At 70.9% G+C, this 14,220-nt stretch carries 17 protein-coding genes and 3 tRNA genes; 10 read left to right on the top strand and 10 right to left on the bottom strand.

The window, feature by feature from the left end:
* The coding region (locus tag FZC61_RS24120; protein WP_211357378.1) for a helix-turn-helix domain-containing protein at window positions 1-118 on the bottom strand (118 nt) is incomplete at its 3' end.
* 280 nt (window positions 119-398) lie between these two features.
* Here FZC61_RS24120 and FZC61_RS21010 point away from each other — a divergent pair.
* Entirely contained in the window at window positions 399-1,187 is a 789-nt protein-coding gene (locus FZC61_RS21010) for a DUF4839 domain-containing protein (RefSeq protein ID WP_148616136.1), read from the top strand.
* Between the two features lie 42 nt (window positions 1,188-1,229).
* Window positions 1,230-1,313, top strand: coding sequence for an excalibur calcium-binding domain-containing protein (locus FZC61_RS24115; RefSeq protein WP_148616153.1), 84 nt, complete (start codon window positions 1,230-1,232; stop codon window positions 1,311-1,313).
* Between the two features lie 31 nt (window positions 1,314-1,344).
* Here FZC61_RS24115 and FZC61_RS21000 read toward each other — a convergent pair whose 3' ends face one another.
* Together FZC61_RS21000 and FZC61_RS20995 are read right to left on the bottom strand one after the other, a co-directional pair.
* A complete protein-coding gene (locus FZC61_RS21000) occupies window positions 1,345-2,274 on the bottom strand; it encodes a DUF732 domain-containing protein (protein ID WP_148616134.1) in 930 nt (309 codons plus the stop codon).
* Window positions 2,275-2,768: 494 nt separating this feature from the next.
* Window positions 2,769-2,841: transfer RNA gene (locus tag FZC61_RS20995), tRNA-Arg, on the bottom strand.
* 272 nt (window positions 2,842-3,113) lie between these two features.
* On the opposite strand from FZC61_RS20995, the gene FZC61_RS20990 reads away from it, so the two are divergent.
* Together FZC61_RS20990 and FZC61_RS20985 are read left to right on the top strand one after the other, a co-directional pair.
* The gene (locus tag FZC61_RS20990; protein WP_148616132.1) at window positions 3,114-4,946 is read left to right on the top strand and encodes a phosphoenolpyruvate carboxykinase (GTP); all 1,833 of its coding nucleotides are present in this window, start codon (window positions 3,114-3,116) and stop codon (window positions 4,944-4,946) included.
* A gap of 113 nt (window positions 4,947-5,059) precedes the next feature.
* On the top strand, window positions 5,060-6,064 hold the full coding sequence (locus FZC61_RS20985; protein WP_148616130.1) for a LuxR family transcriptional regulator: 1,005 nt from the start codon (window positions 5,060-5,062) through the stop codon (window positions 6,062-6,064).
* Window positions 6,065-6,083: 19 nt separating this feature from the next.
* Here the strand turns inward: FZC61_RS20985 and FZC61_RS23230 are convergent, their stop codons facing one another.
* From FZC61_RS23230 to FZC61_RS20970, 4 genes are all read right to left on the bottom strand, one after another.
* Window positions 6,084-6,236 (bottom strand): hypothetical protein, encoded by a 153-nt coding sequence (locus tag FZC61_RS23230; protein ID WP_170286206.1) that lies wholly within the window; start codon window positions 6,234-6,236, stop codon window positions 6,084-6,086.
* Window positions 6,237-6,461: 225 nt separating this feature from the next.
* Window positions 6,462-7,631: a hypothetical protein gene (locus FZC61_RS20980; protein WP_148616129.1), complete on the bottom strand. Its 1,170-nt coding sequence runs from the start codon at window positions 7,629-7,631 to the stop codon at window positions 6,462-6,464.
* 316 nt (window positions 7,632-7,947) lie between these two features.
* A tRNA-Ser gene (locus FZC61_RS20975) sits at window positions 7,948-8,038 on the bottom strand.
* 89 nt (window positions 8,039-8,127) lie between these two features.
* On the bottom strand, window positions 8,128-8,586 hold the full coding sequence (locus FZC61_RS20970; protein ID WP_148616128.1) for a hypothetical protein: 459 nt from the start codon (window positions 8,584-8,586) through the stop codon (window positions 8,128-8,130).
* A gap of 87 nt (window positions 8,587-8,673) precedes the next feature.
* On the opposite strand from FZC61_RS20970, the gene FZC61_RS20965 reads away from it, so the two are divergent.
* Both FZC61_RS20965 and FZC61_RS20960 read left to right on the top strand, forming a co-directional pair.
* Window positions 8,674-9,066: a hypothetical protein gene (locus FZC61_RS20965; RefSeq protein ID WP_148616126.1), complete on the top strand. Its 393-nt coding sequence runs from the start codon at window positions 8,674-8,676 to the stop codon at window positions 9,064-9,066.
* A 78-nt stretch (window positions 9,067-9,144) separates the two neighbouring features.
* Window positions 9,145-9,229 (top strand) — tRNA-Ser (locus tag FZC61_RS20960).
* Window positions 9,230-9,250: 21 nt separating this feature from the next.
* On the opposite strand, the gene FZC61_RS20955 is transcribed toward FZC61_RS20960, so the two are convergent.
* The 3 genes from FZC61_RS20955 to FZC61_RS20945 all read right to left on the bottom strand — a co-directional run bounded on the left by FZC61_RS20955 (window position 9,251) and on the right by FZC61_RS20945 (window position 11,496).
* Window positions 9,251-9,481: a biotin/lipoyl-binding carrier protein gene (locus FZC61_RS20955; protein WP_148616125.1), complete on the bottom strand. Its 231-nt coding sequence runs from the start codon at window positions 9,479-9,481 to the stop codon at window positions 9,251-9,253.
* A gap of 66 nt (window positions 9,482-9,547) precedes the next feature.
* Complete coding sequence (locus tag FZC61_RS20950) at window positions 9,548-10,693, bottom strand: hypothetical protein (protein WP_148616124.1); 1,146 nt, start codon at window positions 10,691-10,693, stop codon at window positions 9,548-9,550.
* 11 nt (window positions 10,694-10,704) lie between these two features.
* The gene (locus tag FZC61_RS20945) at window positions 10,705-11,496 is read right to left on the bottom strand and encodes a carbon-nitrogen hydrolase family protein (protein WP_246142834.1); all 792 of its coding nucleotides are present in this window, start codon (window positions 11,494-11,496) and stop codon (window positions 10,705-10,707) included.
* 25 nt (window positions 11,497-11,521) lie between these two features.
* Here FZC61_RS20945 and mobA point away from each other — a divergent pair, with 25 nt between their 5' ends.
* The 4 genes from mobA to FZC61_RS20925 all read left to right on the top strand — a co-directional run bounded on the left by mobA (window position 11,522) and on the right by FZC61_RS20925 (window position 14,218).
* A complete protein-coding gene (mobA, locus tag FZC61_RS20940) occupies window positions 11,522-12,115 on the top strand; it encodes a molybdenum cofactor guanylyltransferase (RefSeq protein WP_148616123.1) in 594 nt (197 codons plus the stop codon).
* Window positions 12,116-12,174: 59 nt separating this feature from the next.
* Window positions 12,175-12,513, top strand: coding sequence for a DUF6457 domain-containing protein (locus FZC61_RS20935; RefSeq protein WP_148616122.1), 339 nt, complete (start codon window positions 12,175-12,177; stop codon window positions 12,511-12,513).
* Window positions 12,510-13,487 carry an NAD(P)H-quinone oxidoreductase gene (locus tag FZC61_RS20930; protein ID WP_148616121.1) on the top strand — a complete coding sequence of 326 codons (978 nt, stop codon included), beginning with the start codon at window positions 12,510-12,512 and terminating at the stop codon, window positions 13,485-13,487. The genes FZC61_RS20935 and FZC61_RS20930 overlap by 4 nt, the downstream gene beginning before the upstream one ends.
* Window positions 13,488-13,558: 71 nt before the next feature.
* Window positions 13,559-14,218, top strand: coding sequence for a bacterial proteasome activator family protein (locus FZC61_RS20925; RefSeq protein WP_148616120.1), 660 nt, complete (start codon window positions 13,559-13,561; stop codon window positions 14,216-14,218).
* The last annotated feature ends 2 nt before the right edge of the window (window positions 14,219-14,220 follow it).

Below are 14,220 nucleotides of genomic sequence, written 5' to 3'. Positions count from 1 at the left end.
TGTAGATCGTCTGGTCGCTGAGGTCGAGGTCGTGCGCCACGCTCGCGACGCTGCGTCCTGCAGCGAGCAAGTCGAGGACCTTGCCTCTGAACTCGGCTGAGTAGCCATGTCGTCCCATCTGTTCCTCGTGGTGTCAGGCACCAGAATCCAGAAACTCAGACGCCGTGGAACCCAGGACACACCAGAGCCTCCACGAAACCCGGGGGATTCACCAGCGGCACGAACCTGCGCTCGCCGACGCGGGGCCTTCGGCGGAAGACCGGTCGCTGTGGAACGAACTCTGCTTCAGCTAGCAGTTCCACTGTTACGTTTCCAACGTGTCAACGCCTCTGCCGCCTCCGCCCCAATGGTCCCCTACCAGGACGCCCCGGTCCGGCCCGCCTAGGCCGATCAAGTACATGCACAACACCGTCAAGGTGGTGAGGGGCCGGGAAGCCGCCAAGATCGCGGAGCTTACGAGTGACGGCTGGGAGCTTATCGAGCAGCAGTCAGGGCCACTGCGGACCGAACTGACCTTTCGAAAGATTCAACCCCAGTCACCCTTCACCAAGTTAACCGCAGCATTTCACGCCCTCGCACCCGCGACCCAACGCACGGTCATAGCCGTAACTGGTGGTATCGCTGTTGCCCTCATTGCACTGGTCGTCGTCTTGACTGTGGCCACGAGTGGCGACGACGAAGATACGAAGGACCCCGTCGCCACCAACGAGACCGCAGCGTCGAACACAGAGCCCTCAGCATCGCCGCCGGCGGCATCTTCCACGAAGACGCCGACTGCTCCGCCCACACCTGCGCCCGAACCAGCTGTCATCACTGCCAAGAACACGCCGGAGTTCGAGGCGCTGCTTAGCGAAGACGAGTGCGCTAAGGGCTCCGCAGCCTTTGCCAAGGCGCACGAGGGCGACAAGATCCTCTTCGACGGGACTGTCGTGAACATCGCACCCCACGGCAACTTCGACACGCGCTTCGACTACCTTCTCGGGCCTGGTGACGATGGGCCGAACACAACGCAGGGAGCAATCCTTCGGTATGAGGACGTCAACTACTACGACTTCGGTCTGACCGGGAAGAACCAGCCAGAATCTCTTGACGTAGGCGGCCTGTTCCGTTTCACCGCGACTTTGGAGGGATACAACCCCCAGACCTGCATCTTCGCCTTGTCCCCCGTGGAGACCGAGGCTCGCTGACGCACAACACGGTGGCCATCACCGTGGCCGAGCTTACTTCGACTGCCTGACAGACGGCACAAACTCGGGGACCCCGGCTACTCCGGCAATCTCGACCGAGATGGCAACGGGATCGCCTGCGAGTAGCCCTGCGCTCTCCCGCACGGCCCACCAGGCTTTAGAAGTCACCGTCCACAAATGGAAAGTGTTCAGGGCACAGGACCCCCTCGGCCATCGAGACGTACAGATTGGCCTCGAACGGGTCGTATCCAGCCAGCTCGAAGGCCTCACGCTCATCGCTCCCAGCGTCGAGACCGTCGCAGATCGATGCACCGATGTCGAGAAGCTGCGAGTCACTCGAATATGAGAAATTGTTGGCCACGAGGAACCCACGGAGCCTCGTGGCGAAATCCCTTGCCTGCGCTTGGGTGAACGTGCGACCCGAGGCACTGATAGGACCGCTTCTTGGGAGGTCGTCGTTAGGGTCGCGGATCGGTTCGGGGGGATTGGTCGGTGTCGGTAGGGATGGGCCGGCCGTTGCCGTGGCCTCACTCCTGGGTCTCTTCGACGGGCGTACACCCTCTAGCGTTGGCTCGATGACAGACGGTGACGGGGGAGACAGTGCAGGGCTGGAGGTCGCACTTTCTCTCGTCTGAGAGCCGCCCCGGGTGGCGGCGAGGATCAAGGCAACACACATCGCCGCAAAAGCGACCGCGACAATGCGACCCCGCGTTGAGCCGATCCGTCGAACCGAGAACCCCACCGGGGAATCCTCCTCGGCTGAGTTCGCCAACGACTTGATCACTATCCGTGGTGCGGTCGCAACTGCTGTGTCGTCGGCCGCCTCTAGGCCCACCGCACGGATCTTCTGTCGAGCCAACGCCGTCTGTCGGTCGGTCAGGACCACTGCACGCTCGTAGCGGTGCTCGCCATCAATCTCGACGGACTGGACGACTCCCAAGCTCACTAGAGCCCGGACATGCGCTTTGACGGTGCTGTCCGCGAGGGCGGCACGTGCAGCGAGCTCAGGCACGGATCTGGGTTCGGTCAGATCGAGGTAGATCCACCATCGGCGCGGTGAGACGGAGTTGAACTTGGTGTCGGACACCGAACTGTCGCCAGTCACCCGTTGCTCCCTCGTCTTGTTCCCGCGCACGCGATGCGACCTGCACCTCGACTCCGATCTGCTTCGGCTACGCGAAGGCCCGCCGCTCGTCGGAGCGTATCCGTCCGACCGGCCCGGAATCGGCTGATCTTCGCAAGCCGGCGCATCGTCCAAGGCTCTCGAGGCACGGTCGATAACTGACGTGAAGCAGCCTGCGGCGCGCCGGCATGGGTGCCCGAGCAACTGGGGCAGGCTGGGCACTCGGGATCGTCCTTCGGCCTTCGCGGTCGCCGTCAGCATCGCCGCCGACGGTCCGCTGCGGATGGTGGATCGAGGCGCCGCGGGAGCTGCGCAGACAACTCCAGCGTCCGTCACGGTGCTCACCCGCTGTCGAACTGTGTCCGTGCTGTGTCCGCAGCGCCCGTTTCGGACACTGTCGCTGACAAAGAAACAGCCCCTGACTTGTGTTTCCACAGGTCAGGGGCTGAATTCCTCTGCGCGCCTGTAGGGATTCGAACCCCAAACCTTCTGATCCGTAGTCAGATGCTCTATCCGTTGAGCTACAGGCGCATGTCTCCGGGCTCGCCCGAGGACTGGTCGAGAATAGCCGACCGCCCGGACGATGCCGAATCGATACCCGCCATGACGAGCAGTGTGACCTGGGACACGGGCCTTGGATCGGTCCAATATGTGCACCCCGGCGCTCGGGTTAGCCTCGCTGAGCCCGATCGCGGCAATGGTGCCAGGCGATCCAACCACGACTCCACGACACACCGTCGACACGCTCGACGGCCGGCTCCGGGCACTCCCCCGGGTCGCGATTGCGCGAGAGGGACAACGGCATGACCGCCACGCAGGACCGCAGCACCACCACCGAGCACGACGCCCCGACCACCCACCAGGGCATCCTCGACTTCGTCGCCGAGGTCGCCGAGCTGACGCAGCCCGACGCGATCCGCTGGTGCACGGGCTCCGACGAGGAGTGGACGGAGCTGACGCAGGCCCTCATGGCCACCGGCACGTTCACCCAGCTCGACCCGGCGATCAAGCCCAACTCCTTCTACGCCGCCAGCGACCCGATCGACGTCGCGCGCGTGGAGGACCGCACCTACATCTGCTCGGTCGACGAGAAGGACTGCGGGCCCACCAACAACTGGATGGACCCGGAGAAGATGAAGGACCTCATGCGCGGGCTGTACGCCGGCTGCATGAAGGGCCGCACGATGTACGTCATCCCCTTCGTCATGGGCCACCTCGAGGCCGAGAAGCCGATGTTCGGCATCGAGCTCACCGACTCCGCGTACGTCACCGCCTCGATGCGCGTCATGGCCCGCATGGGCAGCCACGTGCTCGACAAGATGACCGAGCTCGAGGCGCCGTTCGTGCAGGCCATCCACTCGGTCGGCATGCCGCTGGCCGACGGCCAGGAGGACGTCCGCTGGCCCTGCAACGACACCAAGTACATCGTGCAGTTCCCCGAGGAGCGCGCGATCTGGTCCTTCGGCTCCGGCTACGGCGGCAACGCCCTGCTCGGCAAGAAGTGCTACGCCCTGCGCATCGCGTCGGTCATGGCGCGCGACGAGGGTTGGCTCGCCGAGCACATGCTCATCCTCAAGCTCACCAGCCCCCAGGGCGTCACCAAGTACGTCGCCGCGGCCTTCCCGAGCGCCTGCGGCAAGACCAACCTGGCCATGCTCAAGCCGACCATCCCGGGCTGGAAGGTCGAGTCCATCGGCGACGACATCGCCTGGATGCGCATCGGCGAGGACGGCCGCCTGTGGGCCGTCAACCCCGAGTACGGCTTCTTCGGCGTCGCGCCCGGCACCAACGAGCACACCAACCCGCACGCGATGGCGACCATCAACAAGGGCAACTCGGTCTTCACCAACGTCGCGCTCACCGAGGACGGCGACGTCTGGTGGGAGGGCCTGGAGAACCCGCCGGCCAAGGCCACGTCGTGGAAGGGCGAGGAGTGGACGCCGGAGAGCGACTTCGAGTCCAGCCACCCCAACAGCCGCTACTGCACCCCGATCAAGCAGTGCGACATCCTCGCCCCCGAGTTCGACGACCCCCGCGGCGTCCCGATCGACGCGATCCTCTTCGGCGGACGTCGCAAGACGACAGTCCCGCTGGTCTTCGAGGCCCGCGACTGGGCCCACGGCACCTTCCTCGGCGCGACCCTGTCGTCGGAGACCACCGCCGCCGCGGTCGGCGCGACCGGCATCGTGCGCCGCGACCCGATGGCGATGCTGCCGTTCATCGGCTACAACGCCGGCGACTACTTCAGCCACTGGATCAACGTCGGCAAGAACAACGACGAGGCCAAGCTGCCGCGCATCTTCTACGTCAACTGGTTCCGCCGCGACGACGAGGGCGGCTTCCTGTGGCCCGGCTTCGGCGAGAACAGCCGCGTGCTCAAGTGGGTCGTCGAGCGCATCGACGGCCAGGCCGCCGCGGTCGAGACCCCCATCGGTCACGTCCCGGCGCCCGGCTCGCTCGACGTCGACGGGCTCGACATGACGCCCGAGGCACTCGAGGCCGCGCTGCACGTCGACCCCGACGAGTGGAAGGCCGAGATCCCGCAGATTCAGGAGTGGTTCGAGAAGTTCGGCGACGACCTGCCGGGCGTGCTGTGGACCGAGCTCGACGGCCTGAAGGCGCGCCTCGAGGCCTGACCGGAGCCCCGCGTCGTACGTCGGCCCCTCACCCCATCGGCGGGTGGGGGGCCGTCGTCGTCGCTAGGATCGGGCCCCTCGGGAGCAGCGGCACGACGGAGGAGGCAACGGCGGTGACCTACGGCCCCGACGAGCGTGCGCTCTTCACCGACGGTGCCGCTGCCCTCTACGACGAGATCGTCATGAAGGAGGGCCTCTCCGCAGCCGACCCCCGCATCGCCGACGGCGGCCCGGACCGCGCCGCCTTCGACCTCCTGGTCGACCTCGGGCTGGTCCAGCTGCACAAGGACACCGAGCGCTGGCTGCCCGAGGACCCCAACACCGTGCAGTCGCGGGTGGTCTCACCGCTGAGCCAGCAGGCCGCCCAGCTGCTCGAGGAGTCGTCGCAGTGGGCGCGGGCCTTCGGTGCGCTGAGCCAGTCGTGGCGCCGGTCGCCGCTGTCGCAGGCCCGCGGGCCCTTCACCTACCTCCACGACGAGGCGATCAGCCCCTTCATCGCCGGCCTGGTCGCCGAGGCCGAGGAGGAGATGCTCACCGCCCAGCCCCAGACCGGGCGCGACGCCGCGTCGCTGGCCGCCGCGGCCCTGCGCGACACCGCCGCCCTCGAGCGCGGCATGAAGATGCGCACGCTCTACCAGCACAGCGCCCGGCGCAGCGCCTTCACCGCGACCTACGTCGCGGCCGTGACCGAGCGCGGCGCCGAGGTCCGCACCCTCGACGAGTTCTTCAACCGGATGATCGTCATCGACCGGCGGGTCGCGATCATCCCCGCCGGCGACGACCTGTCCACCGCGGTCGCGGTCCGCGAGCCCTCGGTGGTGGCCTACCTCGTCGACGTCTTCGAGCGGGCCTGGGAGCGCGGCCGGCCGTTCACCAACCGCGAGTCGGCGACGTTGAAGGACATCGCCGTCGAGCAGCGCGCGATGACCATCCGGATGCTCATCGAGGGCCACTCCGACCCGGTGAGCGCCAAGCGGCTGGGCGTCAGCCCCCGCACGTACGCCGGCTACATCGCCGATCTCAAGGCCGAGTACGAGCAGGAGACCCGATTCCAGCTCGGTTACGCGATGGGCCGCGCCGGGGTCTCGGGCCGCGAGCCCGTCGCCGACGACGCCTGACCCGGACCGGTCCCGCCCGTCAGGGTGCGGTGGGGACGCCGGGACGGCAGTTGCCGCCGCAGCCCCAGCTGGAGTCGCCGTAGGCCTGAGCGGCCGGCGCCGACACGGCGACGAAGGAGGCACCGAGCACGGTGGCGGCGACGGTGAGGGCGAGCTTGCGCGCGATCTTCATGGGGTTCACACCTTCTGGGTCTCGGGCCCACGGAATGGCCCGGATCGTATTGTCGGACGTCGCGCCCACCGTTGTCAGACGATGGGCGGTGCAGATTCGTGCAGTACGGTGATATGCACAGAGTTGCAGTCCGAGCCCTGCTCTCGCCACTCCGGTACCCAGGAAGTAGACGCACCACACGTCGAGCGCCGTGGAACATTCAGGCACATCACGGGTGCGGTCGAGTCACTCCACGATGGTGACCCCGGACTGGACCGAGGCGACCTCGGTGGCCGAGTCCGGGAGGCACGGCTCGCTGCCGGGGTTGGGCCCGTAGCCGCCGCCCAGGGACAGCCGGTCGCCACCGCGGGCCACGGGCGTGCCAGTGGGGTCGTAGAGGGTGGGCTCGCCGTCGATGTCCACGGTCGCGGTGTAGTCGTCCGGCCACAGGACGTAGGTGCGGGCTCGCGCCCGCAGCTCGGGGGCGTCGAGGTAGACGCAGCCGCGGTCGTCGACCGCGAGCACACCCGAGATCAGCGCGAGGTCGCCACGGTCACCCACGCGCCAGTGGTTGGTCGGCAGGTCGACGCGGAACACGTCAGGCGTGTCACCGCCCCCGCCGGGCACCTCGAAAGGTGCGCCGACCCGGCTCGTCCGCAAGTCGCCGTAGTCGACGACCGCCAGGTAGCCACCGGGCGCGAGGTCGGCGGTGCGGTACGTCGGACCGGGCAGGGTCGCCGCGTACCCGGGCTCGAGGTCGGTCGGACCCGCGCAGTACGCCAGGTAGATCGGGCCGGGGTTGCGCAGCGCTCCGTCCGGGTCATCCTGAGCCACCACACCGGTCGGGGCACTGAACGCGCCGAGATGGCAGCCCGGGTCAGTCACGGTCTCGCCGGTGTCGTTCTCGACCCGGAGCCGCGAGGGGATCGTCCCGTCCGGGCGGGGATCGCCCAGCACCAGGGCCATGTCCAGGGCGTCGAACGGGCGATCACCTGTGGTGGCGCCCCGCACGGGGACGGTGCGGGTCCTGCCGTTCTCGATGACGGAGAGCTCGGTGGGCGCATCGGTGACGCCGGCGATGGTGGCGTCCACGATGCGCCCGACCCGCGTACACATGTCCTCGTCGCTCGCCGTCAGCACGAGGACCAGCGAGCCGTCGCTGTCGTGTGCGGTGCCGGTCGGGAGGCATGAACTGCTGTAGACGCCCTCGGAGACGTAGGTGAGTGCGCGCGCGGCGGGGTCCCAGGTGGCGAGCCCCTGGGGGACGCCGACGAGCGATGACGGCACGGCGTGCTGGCTCACGGCGACAGACAGGGGGTCTGTGGCCTGCTCGGCTGGGATGAGCGAGTCGATGTCTCGGTCGGCGCCCAGGACCTCGGCGGCGACCAGCCCGCCGCCCACGAGGAGGACGGACATGGCTGCAATACGGGCAAGGATGGTGCGACGGTGTCGGACGGACTGCCCGGCGTCGATCACGGCTCGTAGGGGCGGGGGGGCGATGCGAACGTCGTCGAGCTCTGCGATGACCGCAGGCCGGTCACCGGTCTCGCCGTCCGCGTGGTCGGTCATCGGATCTCCTGGCGCTAGGTGCCTCCACCTCGTCCGACGAGACGGTCACCGGCCCGGGTTCCCTCGACGCAAGAACACCGCCCCACCTCCCTGCTGCGGGCTGTGGAGCGGTGCTTCTCGGTTTCGGTCTGCCGGACCTCGGATTCACATCCAGGGCCCGCGGCGGAGGCGGAGGGATTTGAACCCTCGATGGGGTTGTAGCCCCAAACCCGCTTAGCAGGCGGGCGCCATAGACCGGACTAGGCGACGCCTCCTCGCTGTCGTGCACGCACCACAGCGGCATCAGGCTACAAGGCCCGGACCTGGGTCGGCCAATTGGATCCCCGGCGCGCCCGCGCCGGGCTCAGCCGCGGCGGCGACCCGCGCGCTCGAGCCGGGCGCGTACGTCGTCGGCGAACTGCTGGCGGTCGGCGGCGAGCATCTCGACGGGGATCGACGTCGTCGTCGCGTCGTGGCGGTCGAGCACCAGGCAGGGCACGTCGCGCGGGTGGGCGGCCGACACCTCGGTGACCTCGTCCCAGCGGCCCTCGGCCACGCCGACGCCCCGCACGAACCGCACGTGGTAGCCGGAGTCGGTCAGGCGGACGACGTAGGCCCGCGACCGCAGCCAGGTGCCCGTGCCGAGCACCGCGAGCAGGCCGACCACGACGACCACGACGACCAGGTCGGCCGGCCACGAGAGGGCCAGGGAGGCCGCGGTGAGGACGAACGCCACCACGGCCAGCAGCACGAGCCCGAGCCCCACCAGACGTGCGGCGAACGCCGGGGCCAGGCGGTAGTCGGTGACGGCGGGCTGATCCATGCGACCATCATCGCGCGCTTGCCTCCGGCGGCCACCGCGGTCATGCTCGTGAGGACCGTCACACCCCAGCCGAAGGGCACCCCCACCATGGCAGCGACGAGCGCGACCCTGACGGCCGCCCTGCGCGCCCTGGCCGGTGCCAACGAGGCGCCAGGCCGCGAGGGCCCCGGCCTCGGCGCCTGGCGCTGGACGATGCGCCAACGCATCGCCGCCGTGCGCGACGCGCTCCTCGAGGAGCTGCCGCCCGGCCGGGACGACGACGACGGGTGGCTGGCCGCCCGCGGGGGCACGGCGTTCCGCGAGCGCAACGCACTGCTGATGCGTCTCGGCACCCTCGCGACGCGGGTCCTGGAGGACCCCGACGTCAACGCCGTGCGCGCCGAGGTGGCCCGGCTCGTCGTCGACGTCACCCACCACGTGCAGCGCCTCCACGACCTGGCCTACGACGCGGTCGAGCTCGAGCTGGGCGGCAGCGAGTAGGACGCCACGAGGCACGACGAGGGCACAGCGGGCCGACCACTAGGATCGGCGTGTCCCGTCGCCACGGCAGCGGGGCGAGGAGGGGTGCCGGAGCGGCCGATCGGAACCGCCTTGAAAGCGGTCGTGGGGAGACCCACCGCGGGTTCGAATCCCGCCCCCTCTGCGCGCTGGCCCGGATCTGGGCCTAGACCGACAGCGACAGCAGCACGTCGCCCTCCTGGACGACGTCGCCCGGGGCGACCTTGACGGCCGTGACGGTGCCGGCGGTCTCGGCGACGACCGGGATCTCCATCTTCATCGACTCCAGCAGCGCGACCTCGTCGCCGACGGCGACGGCGTCGCCGGCGGCGACGACCACCTCGAGGACGTTGGCGACCATCTCGGCCACGATGTCACTGCGCTGCTCCCGGACCATGGTCGCGACGCTAGCCGTTACCGCCCGGTACTCCGATCCGAGAGCGACCGGGTCGGCCAGGGGGCGTCAGAGCAGGGCCTTGGTGCGCGGGGGCTCTGGACGCAGGGCCGCGGCCTGCTCGTCGGCGCGGCTACGGCGGCCCCGGGTGCCGCGGGTCTGCCCGGTGAGCAGGAAGTCGAGGCGGATGACCACGAAGCCGATGGCCAGGCCCACGACGAGGCCGTAGAGCACCGACAGCACGCTCTCGGTGCGGGTGATCGCGGGGTTGGCCAGGGCGTTGGCGACCGCGGAGGTGCCGGCCGCGCCGAAGGCGCAGACCCACCAGCCCTGGCGGCGGCGGGCCCGCATGTGGCAGCCGTAGGCCAACGCCGGGATGCCGAGCACCGTCTCGATGGGGCGGGGGAAGGCGCCGAGGTGGTCGCGGCTCCAGCCGACGGCGGCGAGCAGCGACGAGACCAGCTCGGGGGTGCCGTAGCGGCGCAGGAGCTCGGCGTACAGCAGGGTGGCGGTGAGCACGACGCCGCCGACCACGACGATCACGACGCCGCGGCGGCCCAGACCGTGCAGGCCGGCGCCGAGGCGGTAGACCACGGCGAAGGCGCCGGCCAGGGCGAGCCCGAAGGTGGCGTACTCGAAGCGGGTGACGGTGACGGTGGGTTCGAAGCCGAGGGTGGCCAGCGCGCCCACCGCGGCGATGAGCACCGCGATCACGCACTCGCGGGCCGCGCGCAGGTAGGTCACCGCGGGCACGGTCGCCATCACGCCGAGCACGGCCGCGACCACGGCGGTCATGACCGCGGCGCCGGTGCGCAGGGCGTCCTGGTCGAGCACCAGGGCGGCGACGCCGACCACGACGGCCAGCAGGCCGAAGACGACCGGGCGGCCACCGGTGCGGGCCGCGAGGCCCCAGGAGTACGCCGCCGCGACGGCGACGCTGCCGGCGCCGCCCAGCCAGCCCGGTCCGACGGGCACCATCGCGCACACGAGCGCGGCGAGGCCGGCCGCGACCACGACGCACCACGCCCCGACCGGGGCCCGGGTCGCGGCGAGCGCGGCGGCCCGGTCGGCCCAGGAGCGGCGCTCGCGCGAGGCGACGACCGGCTCCGCGGGGCGTACGGCGACGGCGTCCGGCGGGCTCGGGGGCGTCAGGACGGTGCCTCCAGCGGGCGTCGGAGGCGTCCCGGCGCGACGACGACCGGTGGCTCTGGACACGGGACCCGAGGTTACAGACGCCGGTTGCGCAGCGAGGGGTTGGTGCGACGGGCCCGGTCGAGGACGTCGCGGCGCAGGTCGGCGCGCACCACCTCGGGCCCGTCGCCGGCCTCGGCCAGCACGTCGCCGAGCGGGTCGACGACCATCGAGTGGCCGCAGTAGCGCGGCGCCGGCTGGGCCGCCGCGACCATGAAGACGGTGTTCTCGATGGCCCGCGCGCGCAGCAGGGTGCGCCAGTGGTCGACCTTGCGCTCCCCCGCGACCCACGCCGCCGGGACGGCGATCGCCTCGGCGCCCGCGTCGACGAGCAGCCGCGCCATCTCGGGGAACCGCAGGTCGTAGCAGGTCATCAGCCCCACCGCCCAGCCGCCGACGGTGACGACGACGGGCGCCGGGTCACCGGCGACGAGGCGGTCGGACTCGCGGTAGCCGAAGGAGTCGTAGAGGTGGACCTTGCGGTAGGCCGCCGTGGCCGCACCGCGGGCGACCAGGGTGTTGAACGGCCGCGCGGGGTCGTGGCTGGTCTCGAACTGGCCGGCCACGACCGTCGTACGACGCAGGTCGGCGACGCGACCGAGCTCGGTGGCGAACGTTCCGGTCACCGGCTCGGCGTAGGCGCTGACGTCGGAGCCGGCCTCGCCGAAGTCGCGGGCGAACGCCTCGGGCCACACGACCAGGTCGGTGTCGTCGGGCGTCAGCGGGTCGAGCCGGGCCCGGTTGGCCGCCGGCTCGAGACCGGAGGCCTCCTGGACCAGGGCGACGCGGATCACGTCGTGGGGGTCGGACGTCACGTGTGGGGCCACGCCCCCAGGGTGGCACGCTGGGCCCGTGATCCCCGAGACCCCGCTCGACGCCTACGTCGCCCTCGTGCTCGCGGGGGGCCAGGCCATCCGCCTGGGCGGCTTCGACAAGGCCTCGGTCGAGATCGACGGGCGCTCGCTGCTGGCCCACGCGCTCGAGGCGGTCATCGACGCCTCGGAGGTCGTCGTGGTCGGCGAGCAGGTCAGCACCGACCGGCCCGTGACCTTCGTCGTCGAGAGCCCCCGCTGGGGTGGCCCGGTCGCGGGCCTGCTGACCGGTCTCGACGCGCTGCTGCGGCGTACGCCGTGGGTGGCGGTGCTGGCCGTCGACATGCCGTGGGTGACCTCGGCGACCTTCCGCCGCCTGCGCACCGCCGCCGTCGGCCACGACGGCGCCGTGCTGGTCGATCCCGACGGACGCCGCCAGCTGGCCCTGGTGGTCGAGCGCGACCGGCTCGAGGCGGTGCGACCCGACCACGAGGGTCAGCACAACCATCCGCTGCACCGGCTGCTGGCGCGCCTCGACCTCGTCGAGGTGCCCGCCGAGGGGCGCGAGCACCGTGACATCGACACCTGGTCCGACCTGCGCGAGGGCCGCGAGAGCCAGGACGCCCCCCGGTGAGCGGATCTGTCACCCGCGGGCGGTTGCGGTCCCCGGCGGATCGTGTGAAGGGTGGACCCGTGAACCTCCACGACTGGATCGACGAACTGTGTGACGTCCTCGACCTCGACACCGAGGTCGACGAGGGGCTGCTGGGCGACCTCGCCCGACTCAGCCACGACAACGTCGACGCCCACGCCGGGCCCGTGACGACCTACCTGCTGGGCTACGCCGCCGGCATCCGCAGCGCCGGGCCGGCCGCGGTCGAGACGCTGGCCGCCCGGGCGCAGGCGCTCGCCGAGCAGTGGGACCGACCCCGCACCGACGGCTCGGCCGACGACGACGTGCCCGTCGACGACCTCGGTCTCGACGACCTCGAGGGCGTCGCGGGCCTCGACGACCTCGAGGACGCCCGATGAGGGCGGTGGTGGCCGACGGCGCCGGTGGGCCCGAGATCCTGTCGGTCCAGGAGGTCCCCGACGTCGAGCCCGGCCCGGGTGAGATCGCGATCACGGTGGTGGCGACGGCGGTCAACCGCGCCGACACCCTGCAGCGGCAGGGCTTCTACCCGCCGCCGCCGGGGGCCAGCGACGTCATCGGCCTCGAGTGCAGCGGCACGGTCGCCGCGCTCGGCGAGGGCGTCGAGGGCTGGTCGGTGGGCGACGAGGTGTGCGCGCTGCTCGCCGGCGGCGGCTACGCCTCGCGGGTCGTCGTACCGGCGGGACAGGTCATGCCCGTGCCCGCCGGCGTCGACCTCGTGCACGCCGCGGCCCTGCCCGAGGTGGCCTGCACCGTGTGGTCCAACGTGTTCATGGTCGCGGGCCTCAAGCCCGACGAGACGTTCCTGGTGCACGGCGGGGCCGGCGGCATCGGCACCTTCGCCATCCAGCTGGCCCACGCGCTCGGCTCGCGGGTGTTCACCACCGGCGGCACCGCCGACAAGCTCGCCTTCTGCGCCGACCTCGGCGCCGACGTGACGATCAACTACCACGACGACGACTTCGTGCAGGTGGTGCGCGAGTCGACCGACGGCGCCGGCGTCGACGTCATCCTCGACAACATGGGCGCCGCCTACCTCGGCCGCAACGTCGACGCCCTGGCCACCGAGGGCCGGCTCGTCGTCATCGGCATGCAGGGCGGCACCAGGGGCGAGCTCGACCTGTCGCGGCTGCTGGCCAAGCGCGCCGCCGTCATCGCGACCTCGTTGCGCGGGCGCCCGGTCGAGGGCAAGGCCGCGATCTGCGCGTCGGTCGTCGAGCACGTGTGGCCCCTGGTCGCCGACGGCACGATCCGTCCCGTCGTCGAGCAGACCCTGCCGCTCGACGACGTACGCCGCGCCCACGAGCTGATGGACGCCGGGTCCCACACCGGCAAGATCGTGCTCACCGTCTGATCCCCCCGCACGTGCGGCCATGCCTGACTCGGGGTGGGGCCGGTGTCCGGGGCGGTCGCTACGGTGGCCCCATGACCGAGGAGCAGCAGCCGGACCCGTCGTCGGACCAGCAGGGCGACCCCCAGGCCGACCCCCAGGCCGACCCCCAGGCCGACCAGGGGCAGCACGTCGTGATCATCGGGCCCGACGGCCAGGCGATCGGCGCGGTGCCCGCGTCGGCCCTGGCGGGCGCCGGTGGCGGCGACGACGACGGCGACGACAGCGAGCGCAACCTGACCGACCTGGTCGAGCAGCCGGCCAAGGTGATGCGGATCGGCAGCATGATCCGCCAGCTGCTCGAGGAGGTGAAGGCGGCCCCGCTCGACGAGGCCAGCCGCGCGCGCCTGAAGGAGATCCACGCCTCGTCGATCAAGGAGCTCGAGCAGGGCCTGGCCCCCGAGCTCGTCGAGGAGCTGCAGCGGCTGTCGCTGCCCTTCGCCGAGGGCACCGTCCCGTCCGAGGGCGAGCTGCGCATCGCCCAGGCCCAGCTCGTGGGCTGGCTCGAGGGTCTCTTCCACGGCATCCAGACCGCGATCTACGCCCAGCAGATGGCCGCGCGCGCCCAGTTCGAGCAGATCCGCCGGGCCCTGCCGCCCGGCATGGGGATGCCCGGCCAGCCCGGTGCCCAGCAGCCTGGCGCCCCGCAGCAGGCCGACGACCCGACCCCCGGCACCGGGGGCATGTACCTCTAGCC

The sequence above is a fragment of the Nocardioides rubriscoriae genome (genome assembly GCF_008087085.1).
GTDB classification, from domain to species: Bacteria; Actinomycetota; Actinomycetes; order Propionibacteriales; family Nocardioidaceae; genus Nocardioides; species Nocardioides rubriscoriae.
This window is presented reverse-complemented; position numbering and strand designations above follow the sequence as displayed.

Excerpts from the sequence above, each read along its gene's own strand:
- FZC61_RS20980 (WP_148616129.1), bottom strand. The coding sequence starts at position 7,631 with ATGTCCGTCCTCCTCGTGGGCGGCGGGCTGGTCGCCGCCGAGGTCCTG.
- FZC61_RS23230 (WP_170286206.1), bottom strand. The coding sequence starts at position 6,236 with ATGAAGATCGCGCGCAAGCTCGCCCTCACCGTCGCCGCCACCGTGCTC.
- FZC61_RS20965 (WP_148616126.1), top strand. The coding sequence starts at position 8,674 with ATGGCAGCGACGAGCGCGACCCTGACGGCCGCCCTGCGCGCCCTGGCC.
- FZC61_RS20955 (WP_148616125.1), bottom strand. The coding sequence starts at position 9,481 with ATGGTCCGGGAGCAGCGCAGTGACATCGTGGCCGAGATGGTCGCCAAC.
- FZC61_RS20930 (WP_148616121.1), top strand. The coding sequence starts at position 12,510 with ATGAGGGCGGTGGTGGCCGACGGCGCCGGTGGGCCCGAGATCCTGTCG.
- FZC61_RS20990 (WP_148616132.1), top strand. The coding sequence starts at position 3,114 with ATGACCGCCACGCAGGACCGCAGCACCACCACCGAGCACGACGCCCCG.
- FZC61_RS21010 (WP_148616136.1), top strand. The coding sequence starts at position 399 with ATGCACAACACCGTCAAGGTGGTGAGGGGCCGGGAAGCCGCCAAGATC.
- FZC61_RS20925 (WP_148616120.1), top strand. The coding sequence starts at position 13,559 with ATGACCGAGGAGCAGCAGCCGGACCCGTCGTCGGACCAGCAGGGCGAC.
- FZC61_RS20970 (WP_148616128.1), bottom strand. The coding sequence starts at position 8,586 with ATGGATCAGCCCGCCGTCACCGACTACCGCCTGGCCCCGGCGTTCGCC.